The sequence below is a fragment of the Fischerella sp. JS2 genome (assembly GCF_032393985.1).
Classification (GTDB): domain Bacteria; phylum Cyanobacteriota; class Cyanobacteriia; order Cyanobacteriales; family Nostocaceae; genus Fischerella.
This window is the reverse complement of sequence record NZ_CP135918.1, coordinates 6,198,930-6,221,191: the sequence shown is the minus strand read 5'-3', so window position 1 is coordinate 6,221,191 and position 22,262 is coordinate 6,198,930. Positions and strand designations below refer to the sequence as shown.

At 40.6% G+C, this 22,262-nt stretch carries 21 protein-coding genes; 9 read left to right on the top strand and 12 right to left on the bottom strand.

Annotated features, from left to right (window positions below; translation table 11 throughout):
• The first annotated feature begins 66 nt into the window (after positions 1-66).
• Positions 67-927 (top strand): hypothetical protein, encoded by an 861-nt coding sequence (locus tag RS893_RS26675; protein WP_315788617.1) that lies wholly within the window; start codon positions 67-69, stop codon positions 925-927.
• A gap of 252 nt (positions 928-1,179) precedes the next feature.
• Here the strand turns inward: RS893_RS26675 and RS893_RS26670 are convergent, their stop codons facing one another.
• From RS893_RS26670 to RS893_RS26645, 6 genes are all read right to left on the bottom strand, one after another.
• Positions 1,180-1,404 carry a DUF433 domain-containing protein gene (locus RS893_RS26670; RefSeq protein ID WP_315788616.1) on the bottom strand — a complete coding sequence of 75 codons (225 nt, stop codon included), beginning with the start codon at positions 1,402-1,404 and terminating at the stop codon, positions 1,180-1,182.
• A gap of 80 nt (positions 1,405-1,484) precedes the next feature.
• Positions 1,485-2,459 (bottom strand): quinolinate synthase NadA, encoded by a 975-nt coding sequence (gene nadA, locus RS893_RS26665; RefSeq protein ID WP_315788615.1) that lies wholly within the window; start codon positions 2,457-2,459, stop codon positions 1,485-1,487.
• 235 nt (positions 2,460-2,694) lie between these two features.
• Positions 2,695-3,996 carry a dihydroorotase gene (locus RS893_RS26660; protein ID WP_315788614.1) on the bottom strand — a complete coding sequence of 434 codons (1,302 nt, stop codon included), beginning with the start codon at positions 3,994-3,996 and terminating at the stop codon, positions 2,695-2,697.
• A 10-nt stretch (positions 3,997-4,006) separates the two neighbouring features.
• Positions 4,007-5,362, bottom strand: a complete 1,356-nt coding sequence (locus RS893_RS26655; RefSeq protein ID WP_315788613.1) for a histidine phosphatase family protein — start codon at positions 5,360-5,362, stop codon at positions 4,007-4,009.
• Between the two features lie 278 nt (positions 5,363-5,640).
• Positions 5,641-6,204, bottom strand: a complete 564-nt coding sequence (locus RS893_RS26650) for a GNAT family protein (protein ID WP_315788612.1) — start codon at positions 6,202-6,204, stop codon at positions 5,641-5,643.
• A 95-nt stretch (positions 6,205-6,299) separates the two neighbouring features.
• Positions 6,300-6,905, bottom strand: a complete 606-nt coding sequence (locus RS893_RS26645; RefSeq protein ID WP_315788611.1) for a class I SAM-dependent methyltransferase — start codon at positions 6,903-6,905, stop codon at positions 6,300-6,302.
• 324 nt (positions 6,906-7,229) lie between these two features.
• Between RS893_RS26645 and der the strand changes: the two genes are divergently transcribed.
• From der to hppD, 3 genes are all read left to right on the top strand, one after another.
• Positions 7,230-8,591 (top strand): ribosome biogenesis GTPase Der, encoded by a 1,362-nt coding sequence (gene der / locus RS893_RS26640; RefSeq protein ID WP_315788610.1) that lies wholly within the window; start codon positions 7,230-7,232, stop codon positions 8,589-8,591.
• Positions 8,592-8,710: 119 nt separating this feature from the next.
• Positions 8,711-9,652, top strand: a complete 942-nt coding sequence (locus RS893_RS26635; protein ID WP_315788609.1) for an energy-coupling factor transporter transmembrane protein EcfT — start codon at positions 8,711-8,713, stop codon at positions 9,650-9,652.
• A 334-nt stretch (positions 9,653-9,986) separates the two neighbouring features.
• Positions 9,987-11,084, top strand: a complete 1,098-nt coding sequence (gene hppD, locus RS893_RS26630; RefSeq protein ID WP_315788608.1) for a 4-hydroxyphenylpyruvate dioxygenase — start codon at positions 9,987-9,989, stop codon at positions 11,082-11,084.
• A 597-nt stretch (positions 11,085-11,681) separates the two neighbouring features.
• Here hppD and RS893_RS26625 read toward each other — a convergent pair.
• Positions 11,682-11,840: a hypothetical protein gene (locus tag RS893_RS26625; protein WP_315788607.1), complete on the bottom strand. Its 159-nt coding sequence runs from the start codon at positions 11,838-11,840 to the stop codon at positions 11,682-11,684.
• A 227-nt stretch (positions 11,841-12,067) separates the two neighbouring features.
• Here RS893_RS26625 and RS893_RS26620 point away from each other — a divergent pair, with 227 nt between their 5' ends.
• Positions 12,068-12,772 carry an HAD family hydrolase gene (locus RS893_RS26620; RefSeq protein ID WP_315788606.1) on the top strand — a complete coding sequence of 235 codons (705 nt, stop codon included), beginning with the start codon at positions 12,068-12,070 and terminating at the stop codon, positions 12,770-12,772.
• Between the two features lie 132 nt (positions 12,773-12,904).
• On the opposite strand, the gene RS893_RS26615 is transcribed toward RS893_RS26620, so the two are convergent.
• Positions 12,905-13,534, bottom strand: coding sequence for a CPP1-like family protein (locus RS893_RS26615; protein WP_315788605.1), 630 nt, complete (start codon positions 13,532-13,534; stop codon positions 12,905-12,907).
• A gap of 688 nt (positions 13,535-14,222) precedes the next feature.
• On the opposite strand from RS893_RS26615, the gene RS893_RS26610 reads away from it, so the two are divergent.
• On the top strand, positions 14,223-14,942 hold the full coding sequence (locus RS893_RS26610) for a response regulator transcription factor (RefSeq protein ID WP_039990638.1): 720 nt from the start codon (positions 14,223-14,225) through the stop codon (positions 14,940-14,942).
• A 471-nt stretch (positions 14,943-15,413) separates the two neighbouring features.
• Here RS893_RS26610 and RS893_RS26605 read toward each other — a convergent pair whose 3' ends face one another.
• The 3 genes from RS893_RS26605 to RS893_RS26595 all read right to left on the bottom strand — a co-directional run bounded on the left by RS893_RS26605 (position 15,414) and on the right by RS893_RS26595 (position 17,181).
• Positions 15,414-15,611 carry a DUF2811 domain-containing protein gene (locus tag RS893_RS26605; protein WP_009454132.1) on the bottom strand — a complete coding sequence of 66 codons (198 nt, stop codon included), beginning with the start codon at positions 15,609-15,611 and terminating at the stop codon, positions 15,414-15,416.
• 629 nt (positions 15,612-16,240) lie between these two features.
• Complete coding sequence (hisIE, locus tag RS893_RS26600; protein WP_315788603.1) at positions 16,241-16,891, bottom strand: bifunctional phosphoribosyl-AMP cyclohydrolase/phosphoribosyl-ATP diphosphatase HisIE; 651 nt, start codon at positions 16,889-16,891, stop codon at positions 16,241-16,243.
• Positions 16,892-16,992: 101 nt separating this feature from the next.
• Positions 16,993-17,181 carry a ChaB family protein gene (locus tag RS893_RS26595; RefSeq protein ID WP_016865537.1) on the bottom strand — a complete coding sequence of 63 codons (189 nt, stop codon included), beginning with the start codon at positions 17,179-17,181 and terminating at the stop codon, positions 16,993-16,995.
• A gap of 108 nt (positions 17,182-17,289) precedes the next feature.
• Between RS893_RS26595 and hemL the strand changes: the two genes are divergently transcribed.
• Positions 17,290-18,588: a glutamate-1-semialdehyde 2,1-aminomutase gene (gene hemL, locus RS893_RS26590; protein WP_315788602.1), complete on the top strand. Its 1,299-nt coding sequence runs from the start codon at positions 17,290-17,292 to the stop codon at positions 18,586-18,588.
• Between the two features lie 65 nt (positions 18,589-18,653).
• Here hemL and RS893_RS26585 read toward each other — a convergent pair whose 3' ends face one another.
• On the bottom strand, positions 18,654-18,815 hold the full coding sequence (locus RS893_RS26585; protein WP_315788601.1) for a metallothionein: 162 nt from the start codon (positions 18,813-18,815) through the stop codon (positions 18,654-18,656).
• A gap of 367 nt (positions 18,816-19,182) precedes the next feature.
• Here RS893_RS26585 and RS893_RS26580 point away from each other — a divergent pair, with 367 nt between their 5' ends.
• Both RS893_RS26580 and RS893_RS26575 read left to right on the top strand, forming a co-directional pair.
• Complete coding sequence (locus tag RS893_RS26580) at positions 19,183-20,799, top strand: serine/threonine-protein kinase (protein WP_315788600.1); 1,617 nt, start codon at positions 19,183-19,185, stop codon at positions 20,797-20,799.
• A 607-nt stretch (positions 20,800-21,406) separates the two neighbouring features.
• The gene (locus tag RS893_RS26575) at positions 21,407-22,150 is read left to right on the top strand and encodes an FHA domain-containing protein (protein WP_315788599.1); all 744 of its coding nucleotides are present in this window, start codon (positions 21,407-21,409) and stop codon (positions 22,148-22,150) included.
• Positions 22,151-22,262: the final 112 nt, after the last annotated feature.

The window sequence follows — 22,262 nt, the reverse complement described above, 5'->3', positions numbered from 1 at the left end:
GTCTAAATATATTCCACTGATTTTTCGATTAATAATTAGGCTGAAAAGCGATCGTACTTTCCACACATGACGGTAAACAGAACCAATGATATCGCTTGGCAAGCACGTCAGGGTAGCGTTGCTGCGATTATTCAAGTGTTAAATGAAAGACTAGCAAATTCTGGTGTTAGAACCAGAGCCATTTATCATGATGGTATATTACAAATTTTATGCGAGGCTTCCACTCTAGATAAACTAGAGCAATCAACTTTAGTGAAGCAAATTCAGCAAATACTGGAGTTAATCAAACCCCGTAACATTCGTAAAGTCAATATCAACAGTCGCATAGTCCAGGAACAGCAATTGTTATGGTTAGAAGAAATTATGCGTGATCCAGAAAACCAATTGCTGTGGTCGGAAGAAATCATATTAGAACAGCCTAGCATTTTCCAACAATTAATTAAGAATTACCAAGAGCAAAAATCGGAATCAGGAAAAATATATTTAAGTAAAACTCAATTATCTCAACCAATACCAATTAATAATAAATCCAAGAATTCTGCTTGGGGCTGGAGATTCTTTTATTTAAGTTTAAGCTTACTGTTAGTCTTATTAAGCTCGGTTATTTATGCCGTGTTAAATGGTAAGTTACAAAATCCCTTAATACCAGAAACCGCAAGTTCTCTAGTCACAACAAAAAAATCTTCAAACTCAGAAGATTCATTTACAATTGCAGTACGAATTGCTAACCAAGCTTCCGATACAGGAAAAACAGCTAAAACCTCAACCCAATGGTTAGAAATAGCAGCTAACTGGCAAAGAGCTTCTGATTTAATGGGTAATGTCCCACCTAGTCACAGTCGTTATCAAGAAGCACAAATTCGGACTAAATTGTATAAGAAATATAGTGAAGCGGCGCAGAAAGAAGCCGAGAAAAGTAAATTTTAAATTATTTTTGATTATTAGGTTATTTCCCAGATTTATCTTATTATTAAACGCAAAGGTTCGCAGAGGTTGACGCAAAGAAACGCAGAGTGTTAATCAGAGCTATTTCGTTGTGTATTTTGAAAAATTTGGGATGCTCCCCTTTGTCTATAGATTACAATGAATTGCATTTCTGACGCTACTTTCAAAAAGCATTTACCCCAAGTAATCAACATTTAAAGTTGGTAAATCAGCTAGAGCAAAGCAAAACCAAGTTTATCTTATTTGGAAAACCTGTTCACGTGCTAACCATGCAGCATACATTAATGATTCCTGAATATCTTCTGCTTCTAAATAGGGATAGTCTTCTAAAATTTCTGCTACAGTTTTTCCATTCGCCACTAAATTCAAAATTAATGAAATAGGGAATTGCATTCCGCGTATGCAAGCCTGTCCAGCCATAATATGCGGGTCAAATGTAATTCGCTCAAAACCTAACATGATTTTACTCTTTTAACCTAAATTGATAAAAATGTGTAGAGACGCGACAAAATCGCATCTCCACTACTAATTAAATTTACCTAAACACTCATCTCCAACATCCGTTGAATTGGACGCAACGCCGCTAGGCGTATCTCTTCAGACATGGTGATTTCTGGCGCACGATTTTTCATTGCCAAATACAATTTTTCCAAAGTATTTAACCGCATAAACGGACATTCATTACAGTTGCAATTATTAATTGGTGGCGCAGGAATAAAATGCTTGGATGGTGCAGCTTTCTGCATCTGGTGAATAATTCCTGGTTCCGTAGCCACAATAAATTCTTGAGTCGGACTTTGTTGACAATATTTCAATAAAGCAGCTGTAGAACCGATGAAACTAGCGTGACGCAAAACAGCAGGTTCACATTCTGGATGTGCGATCGCTTCTGCTTCTGGATGTGCTATTTTCAGCTGGACGATTTTCTTTTCCGAAAAAGTCTCATGGACGATACAGCTACCTTGCCATAACACCATATCTCGCCCAGTCTGTTCCATCACATACCGTCCCAAATTCCGATCAGGGGCAAAAATGATCGGTTGATCTTTGGGTAACTGCTGCACAATTTTGACAGCGTTGGAACTGGTACAAATAATATCGCTCATTGCCTTAATTTCAGCAGAGCAATTGATGTAAGAAACTACTAAATGTCCGGGATGCGCTGCTTTAAATTCTGCAAACTCTTTTGGTGGACAGGTATCTGCTAAAGAACAACCAGCATTCACATCTGGTAACAGCACCATTTTATCGGGATTGAGAATCTTGGCTGTTTCAGCCATGAAGTGAACGCCAGCAAAGACGATTACATCAGCATTAGTATCAGCTGCTGCTTTAGAAAGTTGTAGAGAATCGCCAATAAAGTCTGCAATATCTTGAATATCTGGCTCTTGATAATAATGAGCCAGGATAACCGCATTCAATTCTTTTTTTAAACTCTCGATCGCCGCAAATAAATCTAGTGGTAATGCACCCGGTTGGGTTTGATCTCGTTGAATAAGTGCAGTTGTAAACACAGTTAGGCGTAGCTTGATTTTACGAATTTTTGTCTTGTCTAAGTAATTATAGTAGTTTTTACCAAAAATGGAAGGAGGATAACCGCCGCTACCCTCCAATGAAAAAGGTAGTGTTTACTAGTTACAACATCACCAAAATTCGCCACTAATAAAACTTAAAAACGCTCTGCGCTCCTCTGCGCTACCTTTGCGCTCCTCTGCGTTTCAAAACACATGATTTTATGCCAAGCTACAACTAAGGTATCCAAATTTTCACTACCCTACCTGTCAACTGTTGTCCTAACCAAGGTGTATTCTGTGAGAGGGTACAAAGATTTTGTCTGTCAACTTTCCAGCTTTGCTGCGGATCAAATAATGTTAATTCTGCCTTTTGTCCAGGAGCGATCGCACTCAAATTCTGTTTTAAACACTCTGCTGGACGGCTACTCAATGCTTGCCACAATTGTAGGGCGCTAAATTCCCCAGTTTCTACCAAATGTTGCCATAACAAAGGTAGCGCTAACTCTAAACCTATTGCCCCCGGTGGTGCTTCGGCAAATGCAACAGTTTTTTCTTCGTAGGTATAGGGGGCGTGGTCAATGGCGATCGCATCTACAATACCTGTACGTACTGCTTGCCGCAATGCTAACAAATCACTGGGATTACCCAAGGGCGGCTCTAAATGCAAGTTTGGATTATAGCTCTTAAGTGATTCTGTGTCAAGTAAAACATGCATCCAAGTCGTGCTAGCGGTGATTGGTAAGCCTTGGTTTTTTGCCGATGCGATTAATTCGACGCTACGGGCAGTAGAAACGCGCATAATGTGTACTGGTGTCCCCGTCGCAGCTACCAATTCTATCAAAGCAGCGATTGCCGAGGTTTCAGAAGCAGCAGGATTTCCTGGCAAACCAAAGCGCAGAGAGTCTGGACCTTCGCGCATGACTCCATTAGACCTGAGTTGGCGATCGCAACACCAAAGTGCCACAGGCTTTCCCAAGGGCTGGAGATACTCTAACACTCGCCGTACCAGTGCCGTATTTTCCAAAGGCTGACCATCGGCAAAACCGACTACCCCCGCCGCCGCTAAATCTGCTAACTCCGTCATTTGCTTACCAGCAACATCAAGAGTGATCGCACCCCAGATGTTGAGATAGGGTTTTTGTGATGGGGTGGTGGGGTGACGGGGTGGTGGGGTGCTTTTTTCTCCCCATCTCCCCAATTCCAACAACTGCGCTACCACTGCCGGGTTATCTATAGCCGGGGATGTGTCGGGTAAGATGCTAATTCTTGTGAAGCCACCAGCCGTCGCTGCTTGTAGTAGAGAACAAAGGGTTTCCCGTTCTTCCAATCCCGGTTCTCCAGAATGGCTATACAAATCTATCAACCCTGTTCCTAAGACTAACCCATGACAGTCTTGGACGTAAGTGTCTTCTGGCACATTAGAAATACTATTTGCTACTGACTGGATATAACCATTATCAATCAGCACATTAGCTACTTGGTCAGTGCCAGAAACCGGGTCAATAATCCGTACTTGTTGTAATAATTCACTTGTCATAGCATAACTCTTACAACGCCCCTGCTGCGGTCTGATCTAGCACCCCTCCACCCAAATGAGTGGTAATATTCATTGCTTGCAACACTGGTAAACCATTTAATCCTGAAGGGTAGTCTATAACACTGACTGCACCATTACCCTGACGGAAATTCCAGAAATTATCTGGTGATAAACCTAGAATATGGCAAAGCAGGGTTTTGTTAGTAGCATCATGAGCAACGACTATCCCGGTTTGGAGTTGGTTTGCCAATGCTGCTTCTACAACTGATTGCCAAGTTGCGACGCTGCGTTGCCATACCTGTTGCAAATTTTCCCCTGCGGGCATTTGTACTTGGGCTGGTGTTGTTCGCCAGCGCTGCAACTCCCCTGGAAATTCTTGTTCAATTTCTGATTCTAATTTTCCTTCCCAAAGTCCGTGGCTAATTTCTCTAAAACCATTTTGCAATTCTAACTTGATACTGTTGTGGTTCTGTAAGATGATTTGGGCGGTTTCTTTCGGACGTAACATCGGGCTGCTGATGGCAAAATCAAGTTCCACATCTTTGAGAAATGTGGCGGCTTTTTGTGCCTGTAGCCTACCATTGTCATTGAGAGGAACATCAATTTGACCTTGAAACTTACCTTGGCGATTCCACTCAGTTTCGCCGTGGCGGATCAGCAATAAACGCACACCTTGATGGTTTGGTCGCAAAGAGGGGAGAATATCTCCCAAGTGTTGCGTTTGGTTCATAGATTCTAGCTGCACTGTATCTCCTAAATCACCTGCAAAATTCAGGACGCTAACGCCGCAGTTAGATTGCTGGATGGAATGGTAGCGAGATGGAGAAATTGCTAGTGCTGTGCTGATTAAAGCTCGATTAATGCCGTTATGCCCTACTATTAAGATAGTTTGCCCTTGATGACGGGACAGAATTTCTTGCCAAAATTGCTGTGCTTGTTCGTATAAAGCTAAAACAGGATAATGTTCTCGGCTATTTCCCTCACTGTCTGGAACAAGCATCTGTAGTTGATGGGGTGATTCCTTCCAGATGCGGTAATCTTCCGCAAACTTCTGTTTAACTTCCGCTACCAGCATTTTCTCCCACAAAGGCAAGTCAATTTCTAGCAGCAGATTGGAAGTTTGAGGAACAACAGACTGCCCAGAGTTATTTTCTAAAGCTTGCCAGATGATATCTGCTGTTTGTTTGGCTCGCTGTAGGGGACTACTATAAATAGCATTGAATGAAATATTACTGAGGGCTTTGCCAACTAAGCTGGCATCGTTACAACCTTTTTCAGTTAATTTAGACGCATCGGTGCGCCCTTGAATACGCTTTTCAGTGTTATATGTGCTTTGACCGTGGCGCACGATGATGACCCGAGTCACTTTTTGCCCTCCTCTCTCTAAAGGTCTCATTCTACTGCAAAGTGTTCCAGAATATTCTCTTTGAGAGATTTTGGCAGTTATGGTTACTTCAAAGCGATCGCACTTTTATACATTTCAGTCAAGATAGAAACTATCGGCAGAAAAAAATTACTATGACCTTACCTACCAAAGAAATTGTATCAGCGCCAGGAGAGGGAAATCACCTTTGATCCTTGGAGAAAAGCACGTCCCTTTGGTAAAATTAAGGGCGATCGCATCACTTTGACTCCAAGTTTAGGTTAACCTATATTACTCTCAACTTTGATTAGTATAAACCGCTCCAAGTCATGATACTGCCCCTTCCAAAATCCGTGCTGAAACAGCACACCCTGACTTTGAAATCCTAACTTTTCCAACAGTTTCTTAGAAGCAATGTTATTCAACATGACTTCGGCAACAACAAACTGCAAGCCCATCTCCTCAAACCCAAATTGCAGAATAGCTTGTAAAGCCTCTGTCATAATGCCTTGTCTCCAATAGATGCTAGCAAGTTCATAACCTATATCAGCACCACATGCTTGTTTATCCCAAGTAAAACCACAGGAACCAATTAAGGTGTTGTCTTGCTTAAGCGTAATTCCCCACCGTATTCCACACCCAATTTCCAATCGTTTTGCCCGTCGCTTAATAAGACCGAATGCCTCCTCAATTTCCCAGAAGGTGGCAAGGTTATGAAATTGAGTTACTTTTGGGTCAGAAAACACTGCAAATACAGCTTCAGCATCTGCTAAGTTTTCTTGACGCAAAAGGAGGCGTTTAGTCTCCAGTATGGGGAAAGAAGTCAATGAGAAATTTGTATTCATTATAGATTTTGCTCTCTTTGCTTTTAGCTTCAAGGATACCGCCCTACCAATTAAACAAAAACGTAATTTTCCTTGTACAGCAAGCATTGAGAGATTTAAATTTTTTGCAAAATACTAAATAACGCCTTGGGCAATGGGTCGAGAGTACCTTGATAAACCGTTTCATGAATAGATCTTACATGGAAGCGATCGCCAAAAATTTGCTTGATTTCTTCCGGTGTAAATCGATAAGGGCCTCCTTCCCTTGTTTCCAAATGGCTAAAGCATTTCAGAAACAAATAACCTTTGGGCTTAATCAAACTGTGCACAATCCGAACATAATCCTGTCTTAAATCAGGATGAAATACATGAAAACAGCCCCGATCAAACACAAAATCAAACTCTTGATTCAAATGACTATTAAAAATATCATCCTGTATAAAACTAACATCTAAACCTTCTTCTTTAGCCTTACTATTAGCCTGAGTGATCGCAGCTTCAGAAATATCACTCCCAGTCACCCGAAAACCTTTTTTCGCTAATGCGATCGCCTGTGTACCCGGCCCAGTTCCGAGATCCAATACTATTCCAGAAACAATCTTGAACTCAATTAAAGCTTGCTCCAGATCAGCATCTATATCTGGATTATACCAAGGCATAGTTTCCACTTGCCGTTCTTGATACAAATTATTCCAATCAGGAAATTCCCGTTGTTGAGTCATCTTTCTTAATAGGAAGAAAAACTTTTTTAGCAGTTGGTATTGAATTAAAAATGAGGAAGTATAAATTAGGAAACCTTTAACTGATGAACAATTAATTATTAAAAATATAATTTAAGTCGAATGTAAATTGAAAAGCAAAATTAGATTTTTAGCAATTGTCCAATTATTTTTGGTTAACATAGATATCCCCAAGGGGGCTTCCCAGAGGGTACACAGATATATTATCGCTTTGCAGACTGTTATTTCTACTAATTAAATAGTAAACAGACAAAAAGCTCAGCTCTAATCGCTACAATAAAGATTTGCAGTATTCTGCATCAGCTTATGAGACTTCCTATCGTAGCTATTATTGGTCGCCCAAATGTGGGCAAATCTACTCTTGTCAATCGTTTGGCAGGGGAGCAATCTGCTATTGTTTATGACCAACCAGGAGTAACACGCGATCGCACATATTTAAACGCCTTTTGGCGCGATCGTGAATTTATGGTTGTCGATACTGGTGGTTTAGTCTTTAATGATGATACTGAATTTTTACCACTAATTCGCCAACAGGCTATGGCCGCCCTTGGAGAAGCTAGTGCGGCTATTTTTGTAGTTGACGGCTTGACTGGCCCGACAGCCGCTGACGAAGAAATCGCTACATGGTTACGACAACAACCTGTACCCGTACTGTTGGCTGTGAATAAATGTGAATCTCCAGAACAAGGTTTAATCCAAGCTGCCGAATTTTGGAATTTAGGGTTAGGTGAACCTTTTCCTGTCTCTGCTATTCATGGTAGTGGTACGGGAGATTTACTAGATGCACTGGTAAATTATTTACAGCCAGTCCAGGATCTTCCAGATATAGATGAAATCAAAATCGCAATTGTCGGACGTCCAAATGTAGGCAAATCAAGCTTGTTGAATGCTTTGGTTGGTGAAGAAAGAGCGATTGTGAGCCCAATTTCCGGTACAACTCGTGATGCAATTGATACTGAAATTGAACGTAATGGACAAACCTATCGTTTGATTGACACCGCCGGAATTCGCAAAAAGAAAAACGTAGAATACGGCCCGGAATTTTTTAGTATCAATCGCGCTTTTAAAGCAATTCGTCGCGCTGATGTCGTTTTATTGGTAATCGATGCTATTGATGGTGTCACAGAACAAGACCAAAAGTTAGCCGGACGGGTAATCGAAGAAGGACGGGCCTGTGTTGTTGTGGTGAATAAGTGGGATGCGGTAGACAAAGACTCTTACACCATCTACGATTACGAAAAACATTTACAAGAAAGGTTGCATTTTACTGAGTGGTCAGAAACCATCTTTGTCAGCGCTTTGACTGGACAAAGGGTAGAGAAGATTTTGGAATTGGTAAATCAGGCAGCTGCGGAACACAAGCGCCGCGTCAGCACCTCAGTAATCAACGAAGTTCTCGAAGAAGCTGTTCGCTGGCATTCCCCACCAGTCAGTCGCAGTGGCAAACAGGGCAAAATTTATTACGGTACGCAAGTTAGCACTCAGCCACCTACAATAGCATTGTTTGTCAATGATGCTAAACGTTTTAATGATAACTACCGTCGCTATATCGAGCGACAATTCCGGCAACAACTAGGATTCAAGGGTACTCCAATCCGATTGATCTGGCGGAGTAAAAAAGCTCGAGATGTGGAAAATGCTAATAATAACAGAGCTGCCCGCGTCTAGAATTTTGGATTTTGGATTTTGGATTTTAGATTGGGTAAACCTGTCTAAAATCATAAATCTTGGAAATTACAAGTAGTTCAATAATCCAAAATCTAAAATCTAAAATCTAAAATTGAGAAATGGATTTACTGCGATCGCTACCAATAGGTCTTTATTTAGAACAACCACAAACTTGGTTACACAAACTCGATCCGCGTATCAAGTTTATCTGGTTGATGAGCTTTCTGACTACTTACATTTTTGCTAACAACTTATGGCGGGTATTACTGGTTATATTGTTGATTCTTGCTACCTTAATCGCTAGAATTCCCAAGCGAGTTTGGCAGCAGCAGATGGGTTGGTTATTAATGCTATGCTTTTTTGTGTTAGTGATTGCTGCTATTAGCCCTGATGGTTTGGGTATAAGCTATCAACCCCGCCTGCCAGAAAACGATTTTATCCTAACCGAGCAATCAAATCTTACTACTTCTACTACTCCTGCTCCAACTATTGAAACTTTACCCACTCACAATCAGCAAAAATATAGTTACGTACTATTTGAAAAAGGGGTAATAAAAGTAACTCGTCGTTCTTTAGATTTAGCAATCAGCCTGAGTACTATTTTATTTACTGTGATTTATAGTACTAATTTATACTTGTTGACCACTGCTCCAGAAGAAATCACAGCTGCGCTCGAAAGCTTAATGCAACCACTACAAAGGTTTAATATACCTGTGACTGAAATCACCTTAATGTTGACTTTGTCATTACGTTTTATACCTTTGGTTTTAGAAGAAGTACAGAATTTAGTTCGCTCGATCATGACAAGAGCAATCAATTGGAAAAAATTAGGATTAAAAGGAGCAGTTAAAGTTTGGATGCTTGTAGCAGAAAGACTTTTGCAGAACCTGCTACTGAGAGCAGAACAAATGGCAAACGCCATGATGGTCAGAGGTTTTACCAGTCCTAATGAACATCGGGTTCAATGGCACGACTTACGCCTCAAAAAACGCGACTGGCTAGCGATCGCAACTTTAATTCTGTTTTGGGGAGTGCGGTTGGCAATAGGTACTGAAGTTTAGTGGAAGTAGTGGAGATGGGGTGGTGGGGTGATGGGGAGTGTGAGGAGTGTGTAGACGAGGCAGTGCGGTGGACTCTTCTCCCGGCATAAAGCACGTGGCGTCATCTGCCATGCGCTCATAGGCTTAAGGTAAGGGTGGAGTGTGTAGACACGCTCATAGGCTTCCCGTAGGGTGGAGTGGGGAATAACTACTAACTACTAACCACTAACCAATGACAATTGAGAATTGACAATTGACTAATAACAAATAATCTTGCTTAGGAATGACCAGAAAATCCAGCAAAAAAGGCAAAATAACGAGACAGATAGGCTGTCGTGCTGGATTCTCCTAGCTTATGAAAATTAATTGGGTTCACTTTTACGTGGAAGATGCCAAAGCTTGGCGTGATTGGTTTGTCAGTCATCTTGGTTTTCAGGCGGTTGAAAGTTCGACACTTTTAACCCCCTTTATATATACAAACAACGAGAGTTGTTTTCACACTTGTACAGAAGCAATTAAAAGTGGTTCTGTTTGCTTTTTGTTGTCTTCACCACTTTCACCTACAAGTCCAGTCGCAGATTTTCTGCGCCAGCATCCCCCCGGTGTGGCAGATGTTGCTTTTGTCATTGAAGATGTAGAAGCAGCGATCGCTCGCGCTCAAGCATACGGTGCTAAAGTCTTACAACCCATCCAACACTATCAATATGGAGACAGATACATTAAGTGGAGCAAAATAGCTGCTTGGGGTTCTCTGACACATACGTTGATAGAAAAAAGGGAAGATAAGAAGATTTCACCCCACCACCCCACCACCCGATCACCCCACCACTCGATCACCGCCATAGATCACATTGTCCTCAATGTTGCAGTGGGTGATCTAAAACGTGCAGTGACTTGGTATGAAAAAATCCTTGATTTTCAACCCCAGCAGACATTTCAAATTCAAACCGATTACTCGTCTTTGTACAGCCAAGTGATGGTTTCTCGCTACGGCGATGTCCAATTGCCAATTAATGAACCCGCTTCAGCTAATTCTCAAATTCAGGAATTTCTAAATGTTAATCAAGGTCCAGGAATTCAACATATTGCTTTACAAACTGCGAACATTGTAAGTGCGATCGCTAAATTTCGTGCTTGTGGTTTATCCTTGCTCCCAGTTCCCCAAAGCTATTATTTGCAGCTCAAAGAACGTCCAGAATTTCCCCTTTCTAGTGCAGAACTAGAAGCGATCACTCAACAAGAAATTTTGGTGGACTGGAACCAAAAGACTCCCCATGCTTTGCTACTGCAAATTTTCACCCAGCCTATTTTTGGACAGCCCACTTTTTTCTTTGAATTTATAGAACGCCGTTGCCAAGCTCAAGGTTTCGGTGAAGGCAATTTTCAAGCTTTATTTGAAGCGATCGAACGAGAACAAATTAAACGCGGTAGCTTGTTAGAGATTAGGGAGTAGAGGGTAGTAGGTGGTGATTTTACTTTGGTACTAGGTATCTTTATGGGTTAATAAATACTTTAATAGAGGCAAGAAACCGGAATTGGGGCTATGTTTGATACAAGCCCCAAAAAAGGCACTACACATGATTCTAAGCAGCTGGTGAATTTAAATTCTCAGTTTCACTATGTTTTTCCGTTGCAGAATCTTTAGATTTCGCTGATTTATTTTTATCCTTAGTACGCTTTCTCTTAAAACCTGTAACTCTTTCTCGAATTGCTTCTAAATCTTCTGGCTTCGCCCATTCACGGCTGTGATTTATTCTCTTTACGCTTTTCCTGAATTAAAAAACCTGCTTCGCAAAGAAACTTCAGTGCGTACTGGGCTTTACGAACACTCATCTGGCAAATTTCTGCTGTTACGGATATCTAAGAGGTAAACGGGGTCTTTATGTTTATGCAGAGTTAGGAGAGGAGAAAGAATACATTCCATCACCAAATGACGAGAAAATGACGGAATACAGAATTTTTATAGGTTGTAATGTTTACTTTGCTAGAACTAAAGACCAACTTGCTAATGGAGAGTTTGAAGCAGAATATTTGCCTAACGTAACAGTAATTATTTATTGCTAGTAAAAGTTGTAGCACTGTTGGTTAGAGGTCTACGCAGTTTCTTACGCCGAGTTTCAATATGCTTCTGATTTTCGTATAGATAATCTTCTAATTCTTCTAGGTTGACTTCTACAGTTTCTCCACCTTTTAAATAAACAGTAGGCATAGTATATCTCCAATCCCCTTTTCCCTATTATTCTATTCATCTTTTGGTGTTGCCGCAAGAAAGTACTTAACTGCGGTAACGCTTGTAGTTAGTCTGTAGCTCACAATATTGATCGCAAACTCATATCTGATTAGTAATTCTAAACACATTCATCAAATATTTAAAACTCAGACACCACTACATCTGGGCTAGTCTAAAGATAAATTTTAATGTTATTTTTCAAAAAAATGTTAAGACTTATTACAGACTTTGATGGCCCAATTATCGATGTCTCAGAACGATATTATCGCGTATATCAGTTCTGCTTAGAGGAAATCCGCCGTCCTGGGCAAAAAGTGCAAGAACTTTCTAAAGCAGAATTTTGGCAAATGAAGCGCGAACGCGTGCCAGAAACACAAATTGGTATGGTTTCTGGTTTGGATGAGTTACAAGCAAAAGACTTTTCTAGCCTGCGCCGTAAAACAGTACATACGGAACCTTATTTCCAGCATGATCGCCTAGCAGTTGGTGCAGTGGATGCGTTGTTAAAAATTCAACAGGCTGGTGTTGATTTAGCGGTTATGACTATGCGCCGAGTCTGGGAGCTAGATTATGCTTTCAAACAGTATGATTTAGGTAAATTTTTCCCTAAAAATCGCTGTTATTGTCTGAGTAATGATTATGTAAAAACCCGTGACATTGATGATAAACCCTTATTAATGGCACGAGCATTAAAAGAACTACCAATCGCTACAGATACATGGATGGTAGGAGACACAGAAGCAGATATTACTGCTGCTAAAAAGCACGGTATAAAAGCAATTGCTGTGGAAAGTGGTATTCGCGATCGCGCACAATTAAAACTTTATCAGCCAGATCTTATTGTCAAGGATTTCGGTGTAGCTGTTGATTTAGTTTTAGAGCGAGCGTTACAACTAACTGGAACTTGGTAATTGGGTCATTCATTACTATTGCCTATTACCAAAAGGCGGCTCTTAAGAGCCACCTTTGTGTGAAGGCGTAAGGGTATTTATTCTTTCCCTTGCCCTTTTTTCCATTAACCGAGAAGTATTACCTATTACCTATTACTTAAAGAAACTACTAATCAACCACAACAAGACAAAAGTCAATACCGTAGAAAACTGATTTGGTGTCAGAGTAACAAACTGCTGTATTTGTGGGATTACCCAACTAGCAATCATTCCTCCGGCAATTAAACCTGTAATTAAACCAAATAGGATAAATAAAACTGCTCGACCAAACTTACCTTGCTTACGATTAATGAAGTAAATACTAATACCTACACCAACCACTAACGCCATCGATAAAATTTGATCGCCACCACCTGGATAAAATACGCTTATAGCACTTAAACCTAGATACCAAATACTAGGTAAAAGCACATCTGCTAGTGTTGGTTTATCTATAAACTTTTGCAGCCAGGCAGGTGACTGTTCGCGAGGGACGGGAGTTTCTTTAGGTGGTGCTTGTACAAGGCGTTCTGGAAATCGGATACGTTCAGGTACTTTAATCTTTCCTTCTTGGCGCATCCGCAAGCGATCCATCAAAATCGCATCGTAAGCTGCTTCGATGACTTCTACACGCTTGCTATCGCCGCTATATTGCTGCAAGAGGCGATTACGAACATCTTGAATTTCATCGAAGCTAGCTTCTTCAGATACCCCAAGTTTTTCGTAGGGACTTTGCTCGCTCATGGTGAGTTTATTACTTTAGCCTTACTCGGCAGCAGTCTTTAAATTTGCAGAAAAAATAACTCGAGATTTTGTGTCAGTCGAAACCAATGTTTCGGTCGATTTATATATCATACCTGGATAGTAGCATGGGTAAGCAGAATCGACCTGGTAGTTTTAACTATAGACACTTTAACATATTGCCATAACTCCGTGTATCCCCTCATGTCGTTCATAATTTCAAGCTCTACTCTAGAATTTGAGTTAAAAATACCTAAAAGCCTTTCTTTTATGAAAGAAATACCTTTTATATTTCAAATTTGGTTATTGACTGTACCTTGATTCAGTTTTAATTAGGAAGTCTTACATTCCCTTGTGCCATAAAGTCGCATATAGATTTAAAATTGATAGCGTTGAAAATACTAAGTAAGTAAGATACAAAAGTATTTTACTTGACTTAGCTTTGCGGCTGAAGTGAGAGCATCTACTTACTATAAACCAAGGTTAACAACTATTACCCTAAAACACTTTAGGGTAGCATTATGATAATATTCGCACTCTAGTTGTCGAAAATCCTGATTAAACTAATATTTGGATTATCAGGAAATTTATGCCTTAACCTTGTAGATTTTATTTTCTCCTAAGCAGGTAATGCGTTTTTAACGCAACCTGTATGTTTATCCTAATTAAATTTTTGTGCAAAGTGATGGTCATGGCTCCCGCCAAGATTCTTGTAGTTGATGACGACCCTGCGGTTCGGAATTTAATCCAACGCTTTTTGATGAAGCAGAACTATCAGGTGGAGGCTGCTGAAGATGGTAAAACTGCTCTAGCTCTGTTTGAGCAATTTAATCCAGATTTGGTCATTTTGGATGTTAATTTACCAGACGTAATCGGCTTTAACCTCTGCCAAGAAATGCAAAGCCGCAATGGTGTTTTTGTTCTGATGTTAACTAGCCGTGCAGATGAAGCTGACAAGATTCGCGGCTTTTCTAAAGGTGCTGATGACTATCTCACCAAGCCATTTGGTCTGGGAGAACTGGAAGTCAGAGTTGCAGCTATTTTGCGGCGTCAGCGGGTTGTAACCACAGCAGAACAAAAACGCCTTATCTTTGAAAAGTTGATGATTGACCCGGTGCGGCGAGAGGTAACGCTCAATCATGAACCAGTACCTTTAACTGCCTTAGAATTTGACTTGTTGCATTTTTTAGCTAGCCATCCAGGCCGAGTTTGGCGAAGAGCTGAACTAATCCAGGAAGTTTGGGATTATGAATACGTCGGCGACCAACGGGTTGTGGATGTACACATAGGTCAAATTCGCAAGAAAATAGAAGCTGATGCTAGCCAGCCAGCATTAATTCAGACTGTACGTGGTGTTGGCTACAAATTTGAATGTCCTCCTCAATCTCAACAGCCTGACAAACCACAATAGTCAATCGTCGTTAGTTGGTAGTTGGTAGTTGGTAGTTGTTTGTCAACATAACCAACAATCAACAAACAACAATTAACAAAGTATAAACTGGGAGCGGCGGAAGCCGCCGCTCAATTATCAAATTTGTCTTTTTGGTGGATAGCTACATCTAAGCAATCTTGACGACATTTTGGTGATTGGCACTTGAATTTTACGGATATTTACACAGGTGCAATTAAAGAGTCAGTAGTTTTGCTACCTAAAGCAAGTACTTAAAATTTTACACAGCTTTGCTTGACTTTTTGGTTTTGATGCTTATCCTAAACCAATGGCCGCTTCTATTCACGAAAACTTGGCTCTTTTAGGATACTAAGTTTTAAATGTTACCTAAAGAGCATTATCTATACTATAGCACTACTTAATTGAAGCACCTATGACCAAGCTGTCTCCTAAATTAGCTTCTAGGCATAATTTAGTCAAAAATATTTATACTTAGCAGTGATGGAATAAAGTTTCCAAGTATACACGAGCAGCACGGCGATCGCTATCCCCATTTTGGAGTAAAAACAACGACAGCGCAGCTGTTAAAACTCGATTTTGATCCCAATCAGGATGCTTTTCTAAGTAAATTTTGAGAGATTCGTGTAGTGTTTCAGGAATTTCTGTAAAAATGCTGACAGTTGTATTCATGAGGTTTTTCTCCTTGGCAGTATCCATTGACTAGGAAATCTTGCTTTGAGTTAGAGCCACAGCATGAGAGTGTGTAGTCCTTTGCCTATCCAATATATTCTGTAGTCAGGTCAATCGATTTTGGATTTAAGATATGCGATTTTAGATTGAGTAATCCAAAATCCAAAATCTAAAATTGGCACGGTCAATGGTCATTTCACACAGACATCAGAGCAGACTAAAAAGGTAAGCCGCATCATTTTGCGGCAAAAGGGGGTAGGGTTGTCAATGCTGCGAAATGTTAATAACAAGTTTATGAAAAATATATACTTACGAAAGTATAAGGCTTTTACGTATTTTTTTTTAAACTTCTTAACATAAACTCAGTCTAATATATCTTCAGCAGTTGTGAATAAACAATCCCCAGCCAAGAGTTAGGAAGCCGACACCATCGTCAAGTCTCTGTGGAAAAATAGGAAAAAGCCTGTGGAAACTCTGTGGAATCAATGAGGAAAATTTCACAGAATAATAAGAATTACAAAAAGATTAGATTTATTTATTTAGGTGATTAGTTTTTAGTAATTGTTCTCTGACAAAACGTGAACCACGCAATCAGTAATCAGTTCTCAGTATCTGTTATTGTTCACTGATTAGCGACGACGCTCCTGTAACTTGCGATACACTGATTTCAAGTCCACCTGATGGTGAGCAAGAGCAACCAGGGTATGGTAAAACAAATCTGCAACCTCTGCTGCGATCGCATCGTCATCATTATCCTTAAACGCCATGACGACCTCTGCGCTTTCCTCGCCAATTTTTTTTAAAATCTTGTTATCACCACCTGCCAATAGTTTGCAAGTGTATGAACTTTCCTGAGGATGATCACGGCGATCGCAAATCACAGCAAATAATTGTGACAAAATATCAGCAGGTGGTGGAGTGATTTTCCCTTCTACCTGATGAAAACAACTGCGTTCACCAGTATGGCAGGCAATATCTCCCACCTGCTCAACTCCTATTAGCAGTGCATCACTGTCACAGTCGTAACGAAGACTTTGCACCTTCTGAATATGTCCAGAAGTTTCTCCCTTGTGCCATAACTCCTGACGGGAACGACTCCAAAACCAAGTTTCTCCTGTTTCTAAGGTCTTTTGTAATGACTCCCGATTCATCCACGCCATCATCAAAACAGTACCATCTAGATAGTCTTGGACAATTGCCGGGACAAGACCGCGCGAATCGTAGCGAATTTGATCAACAGGGATAACTTGGTGTTGGGGATTGCTCGCAGAAAAAAACATACCAGCTGCTTGAAAAAAAGCGAGAATGATTCATGGGTTCACGATACCATTCTAAAGAGAGCAACTGGCATTTTTCGCCTGAAAATATTTTCTAGTCAGCCTTAGACAACATAACTTTTATGCATAGCAGACTGCATTTTAACAGCACTTAAAGCTACTTGATGAGCCTTTGTAGCTTCACCATACCAATGAATAGCCGAGTTATAAGCCGCCCGGTAAATATCCTGGTATGCCTCGGATAAGCGAGTGCGAATCTCCACAGGCAAGTCTTGATTGGACTTATATAACATATTGTTATTTTCTTGGTTCGGGTAATTTTATACGATATAAGTTCTGAGAATACTTGACCCCTATCCCAAGACAGACCTTTATTATTTCCCACCGTTTAGGAGAGAACCTTGGTAAATACAACAATTAAAACAACAAAATCACAAGAAATCTTCGCTGCTGCTCAAAACCTTATGCCAGGAGGGGTAAACTCTCCAGTTCGCGCCTTCAAATCTGTGGGAGGACAACCAATTGTCTTTGATCATGTTAAAGGCGCATACATTTGGGATGTAGATGGCAATCAATACATCGACTATGTAGGTACTTGGGGACCAGCTATTTGTGGTCATGCCCATCCGGAAGTGATTGCAGCGCTGCATGAAGCCCTAGAAAAAGGCACTAGTTTTGGTGCGCCTTGCGTGCTGGAAAACGTCTTAGCAGAAATGGTGATTGATGCTGTTCCTAGCATTGAAATGGTAAGATTTGTTAACTCCGGCACTGAGGCTTGTATGGCCGTACTGCGATTAATGCGGGCTTTCACCGGACGTGAAAAAGTCATTAAATTTGAGGGTTGCTACCACGGTCATGCTGATATGTTTCTGGTAAAAGCAGGTTCCGGTGTTGCTACCCTGGGTTTACCAGACTCTCCCGGCGTTCCCAAATCAGTAACAAGTAATACTCTAACTGCGCCTTTCAATGATTTGGAAGCCGTCAAAGCTTTGTTTGAAGAAAACCGTGACCAAATCGCTGGAATAATTCTAGAACCAGTAGTAGGTAATGCTGGGTTCATTCCTCCTGACGCTGGATTTTTAGAAGGGTTACGGGAACTTACTCAGGAACACGGTGCTTTATTGGTATTTGACGAGGTAATGACGGGCTTCCGTATCGCCTACGGTGGCGCTCAAGAAAAGTTTGGTATTACCCCTGATCTGACTACCTTAGGTAAAGTTATCGGTGGTGGTTTACCTGTAGGAGCCTATGGTGGTCGTCGGGATATCATGTCAATGGTGGCTCCTGCTGGCCCGATGTATCAAGCTGGGACTCTTTCTGGTAATCCCCTAGCCATGACTGCGGGTATTAAGACCTTGGAATTACTACAAAAATCTGGGACTTACGAGTACTTAGATAAAATCACCAAGAAGTTGGCAAACGGTTTGTTGCAAATTGCTCAAGAAACTGGTCATGCAGCTTGCGGCGGTGCTATCAGTGCTATGTTTGGTTTATTCTTTACTGCTGGCCCTGTTCATAACTACGAAGATGCTAAGAAATCAGATTTGGCTAAGTTTGCTCGTTTTCATCGCGGTATGTTAGAGCATGGTATTTACTTGGCACCATCGCAATTTGAAGCTGGATTTACTTCTTTTGCTCACACAGAGGAAGATATTGATAGAACGCTAGAAGCAGCTAGGGATGTAATGTCTCAACTGTAAAAAATAGCAACCCCGCCCATTAGTTAGCGGGGTTGAAAGTTTATATAGGTAGGAATAACAGTTAACTAACAGCTACAACCAGTGTGACCACAGCCTTTCGTGGTTTTATGACCTTCAGCGCAGGCTTCAGAACAGTAGTATTTATCATCTTTTTGAATCGCATCTCCAATAGAAACAATGCATAGGCAAGATTCACAGGCACATTTCATTTGGGTTACGGTAGTCATTGCTTTCTCCTTTATGTCCTCTCGTCAATTATAGTACGATTATTGAACAAATATTCATATATTGACTGAATACAAAGTTTAATTGGTTACATAATCTATCTGGAGTAATAGGCAAATTACCCATTACTAATTACCAAAGCGGCGGGACAGTTTTCCTACCCACCTACGAGGGGATAGTGTTTACTGCCGCTCTTAATAAAATTACGTAAGTCTACTATTGCTTCACGTCAGCTTAGCCTGGCTTTAGCAACTCTTCAAAGGATTTCCAGCAAAAATTACCTGGTAAAAGTAGCTTTTGATCTAAATAATTGAGATCGGAGTGAGTGTAACACTCCCCGTGAATCTTCGTGCAGCGAGTTGACAGTGCATGAGCTACTGCGTAAATCCTAACTGTCCCAATCCAGAAAACTTGGCGTATTGCCAGAGGTGTCAGTCTTGTGGCTCGCGATTGCTGTTGCGCTCGCGCTACCGGGTAGTGAAAGCTTTAGGTCAAGGTGGTTTTGGAGCAACCTTTTTAGCCAATGATGAAGCCTTGCCAGGCGAACCGAGTTGCGTAATCAAGCAATTACGTCCATCAGGAACTGCACCCCACGTTCTACAAATGGCACGGGAGTTGTTTGAAAGAGAAGCTATGACTTTAGGCAAGATTGGCAATCATCCGCAAGTACCACGCCTGTTAGACTACTTTGAAGAGCGCGAACAATTCTATTTGGTTCAGGAATACATTAGCGGCTCCACCATACAGCAAGAGGTTAAACATACAGGAGTATTCACTGAAGCAGGAGTGAAGCAATTTTTGAGCGAGATCCTGCCATTACTGGAATATATACACGAACGTAAGGTAATACATCGTGATATCAAACCTGCCAATATAATTCGTCGCGCTCAAGATAGTAGATTAGTCCTTATAGACTTTGGTGCTGTTACCAATCAAGTCAGACAAGCTGTGATGAACCACTCAGAACACACAGCATTAACTGCATATGCAATTGGCACTCCTGGTTTTGCACCTCCCGAGCAAATGGCAATGCGTCCAGTCTACGCTAGTGATATCTATGCTTTGGGAATTACATGCATTTATCTACTAACCAGCAAATCTCCTAAAGATTTGGAATATAAACCCACAACAGGCGAAATGATATGGGAACATCACGTACATGTGAGTGATCATCTAGCAGACGTGTTGCGGAAAATGCTGGAAGTCTCTGTACGTAATCGCTACCAAACAGCTGAAGAAGTACTCAGAGCATTAGAACTAGAACCGTATTTAGAGAGTTTGTCGAAAAGTTTGGTTTCTCAACCAAGCGGCGGTGTTAAAGAACGAACAGTTCACCATTTAGAAGATTCTGGTATTTATAGCAGCAATCCTTCCGGTGTCTCTGGTATGAGTGTGGCGCAGGTAGCAGCAGCAATTCGAGCAAGACGGGCTAAAATCACAGAAGGTGCTGGTGTTACCCATGCAGGGGGAACACGACAACGAACGCTAACCACAAAATCAACAACTTTGGCTAGCAGTTGTAGTAGTTCTCAAGGTCAAAAAGCTCAGGCTATGCGCCAATTAGATAGCCAAAATTTGATTGCAGCTTATCTGAAAGGGAGACGGGATTTTGCCCTACACAATTTAAATCTGCTCAACTTGCAAGGTGCCAATTTATCAGAAACAAATTTTCATTCTTCTCAACTGCAAAGAGTTAACTTCCAAGGAGCTAATCTCCAAAGTAGTGACTTTGGCAGAGCTAGTCTGAATCGAGCGAATCTTAGAGATAGTAATTTAACCAAAGCTTACCTGAATAATGCTGATTTAGAGGGAGCAGACTTACGAGGTGCGGATCTCAGCTATGCTTATCTGCAAAACGCCAACCTACGGGGAGCTAATTTGTGTGGTGCTAATTTGACTGGTGCAAAAATTTCTGAAGAACAACTAGCACTAGCCAAAACGAATTGGATGACGGTACGTCCCAATGGTAGACGAGGGTTGTTGTAAAGACTAAACAATTGAATCATCCGCAAGTAAACTGCTTCAATCAGTTATCAGTTAACAGTGATCAGTAATCAATAACTGATCACTGAATCACTGTGAAAATGGGTTTTTGCCTCACGCCCCAATTTATTTGAGGGCAGGATGTTAGGCTAATAAAATTCATCTAACTTATATAATTTTTACGTCTGTTTTCAACGCTAGAGACGCACAACTATATGTCCCTATAAAGGGTTGCATATTAAAGGGTAAAACAGCCCCAAGCAAGCCGATTACCCTCATTACTAGGTTGAACTTGGTAACAAGTTGGAAATTGCTTTGTGTAAGTTCAATTGTTTGATCAATATTGTTTCAATAAACAGTTATATATTATTGTTAAGCTAACTAAAGCAATTATTCTAAATCTTTTCTCAATATTAAGTAGTATTGCGGTTACTTTAAACTGAAGAGAAACTTTAATCTGGGAAAGGGAAAACTTCATGATGTCTATTGCTTGATGCTCAAAGTCACAGCATCAAGTACACCAGAAACTGTTCCAGATTATAAGCTTGAGAATAATTGTTCACAACTGGCTTCAAAAATAGATATTTGTTAGCAATATAAAGGCTAAGCTATGATTGCTGAATTTTCAGAAAAGGAATTAGAAAAGCGGCTAAGTTTATATCAAGTATTTCTTAAGTTGTATGAACATCATAGTAGTTTTTTAGATGAAATCCTTCAATTAGAAAATTTACCTCAGCCGTTGTCTACTATAGTGCAAGGGTGTTATCTACAAGGCGTAATCGATGGTTCTGCTGTTTATGTCACTACCAATTTATGTGAGGGTAAGACGCAAACATTATTACAACCACAGTATATTTGGACTATAGGGCGCGATCGCACTTGTGGTATTTGTGTTTGTGACAGACGCGTGTCTCGCCGACATGCATCTATTCAGTATATTGAAAATGCTGAGTATTCAGGCTTTTACCTAGTTGACTTTAGTAGTACCAATGGTTCTTTTGTGAATGGTGAACCTGTTTATCGTCCAATCAAACTACAAGATGGCGATCATATTCGGCTAGGTAGCATGACTTTTTCTTTTTACATGAATTTGACACCACCCCAAGTATTGCCTAGAGTTGCAGTTGAGTTATTGATGCAACTAGTTACACGCAAAAGTAGTGATGAGGCACAAATAAATAGTTGCCCTTTTGGTAGAAAAATATCTCTGGAGAACTTAGATCATACTTTAGAAGCTTTTAGAAAGGTTCCAATACTCAGTAGTGAAGAAATTGCAGCATCGCTAAGTCAAAAACAGCAATCAGATATTTTAGATAATTTCTTTAGCAAGCAAATACCTAGTAATTCTATTTAATAGCTGTTTTTACAGATTTGATGAGTATTTTATTAACCTTGATTTGTGAAAATTGCAAGACACAAACCCCGACTTCTTAAAGAAGTTGGGGTTTGTGTTTTCCTCATAGAAA

Coding starts and splice junctions, on each gene's coding strand:
- RS893_RS26675 (WP_315788617.1), top strand. CDS start 67: ATGACGGTAAACAGAACCAATGATATCGCTTGGCAAGCACGTCAGGGT.
- RS893_RS26670 (WP_315788616.1), bottom strand. CDS start 1,404: ATGTTAGGTTTTGAGCGAATTACATTTGACCCGCATATTATGGCTGGA.
- RS893_RS26660 (WP_315788614.1), bottom strand. CDS start 3,996: ATGACAAGTGAATTATTACAACAAGTACGGATTATTGACCCGGTTTCT.
- RS893_RS26650 (WP_315788612.1), bottom strand. CDS start 6,204: ATGAATACAAATTTCTCATTGACTTCTTTCCCCATACTGGAGACTAAA.
- RS893_RS26645 (WP_315788611.1), bottom strand. CDS start 6,905: ATGACTCAACAACGGGAATTTCCTGATTGGAATAATTTGTATCAAGAA.
- der (WP_315788610.1), top strand. CDS start 7,230: ATGAGACTTCCTATCGTAGCTATTATTGGTCGCCCAAATGTGGGCAAA.
- RS893_RS26635 (WP_315788609.1), top strand. CDS start 8,711: ATGGATTTACTGCGATCGCTACCAATAGGTCTTTATTTAGAACAACCA.
- hppD (WP_315788608.1), top strand. CDS start 9,987: ATGAAAATTAATTGGGTTCACTTTTACGTGGAAGATGCCAAAGCTTGG.
- RS893_RS26625 (WP_315788607.1), bottom strand. CDS start 11,840: ATGCCTACTGTTTATTTAAAAGGTGGAGAAACTGTAGAAGTCAACCTA.
- RS893_RS26620 (WP_315788606.1), top strand. CDS start 12,068: ATGTTAAGACTTATTACAGACTTTGATGGCCCAATTATCGATGTCTCA.
- RS893_RS26615 (WP_315788605.1), bottom strand. CDS start 13,534: ATGAGCGAGCAAAGTCCCTACGAAAAACTTGGGGTATCTGAAGAAGCT.
- RS893_RS26610 (WP_039990638.1), top strand. CDS start 14,223: ATGGCTCCCGCCAAGATTCTTGTAGTTGATGACGACCCTGCGGTTCGG.
- RS893_RS26605 (WP_009454132.1), bottom strand. CDS start 15,611: ATGAATACAACTGTCAGCATTTTTACAGAAATTCCTGAAACACTACAC.
- hisIE (WP_315788603.1), bottom strand. CDS start 16,891: ATGTTTTTTTCTGCGAGCAATCCCCAACACCAAGTTATCCCTGTTGAT.
- RS893_RS26595 (WP_016865537.1), bottom strand. CDS start 17,181: ATGTTATATAAGTCCAATCAAGACTTGCCTGTGGAGATTCGCACTCGC.
- RS893_RS26585 (WP_315788601.1), bottom strand. CDS start 18,815: ATGACTACCGTAACCCAAATGAAATGTGCCTGTGAATCTTGCCTATGC.
- RS893_RS26580 (WP_315788600.1), top strand. CDS start 19,183: ATGAGCTACTGCGTAAATCCTAACTGTCCCAATCCAGAAAACTTGGCG.
- RS893_RS26575 (WP_315788599.1), top strand. CDS start 21,407: ATGATTGCTGAATTTTCAGAAAAGGAATTAGAAAAGCGGCTAAGTTTA.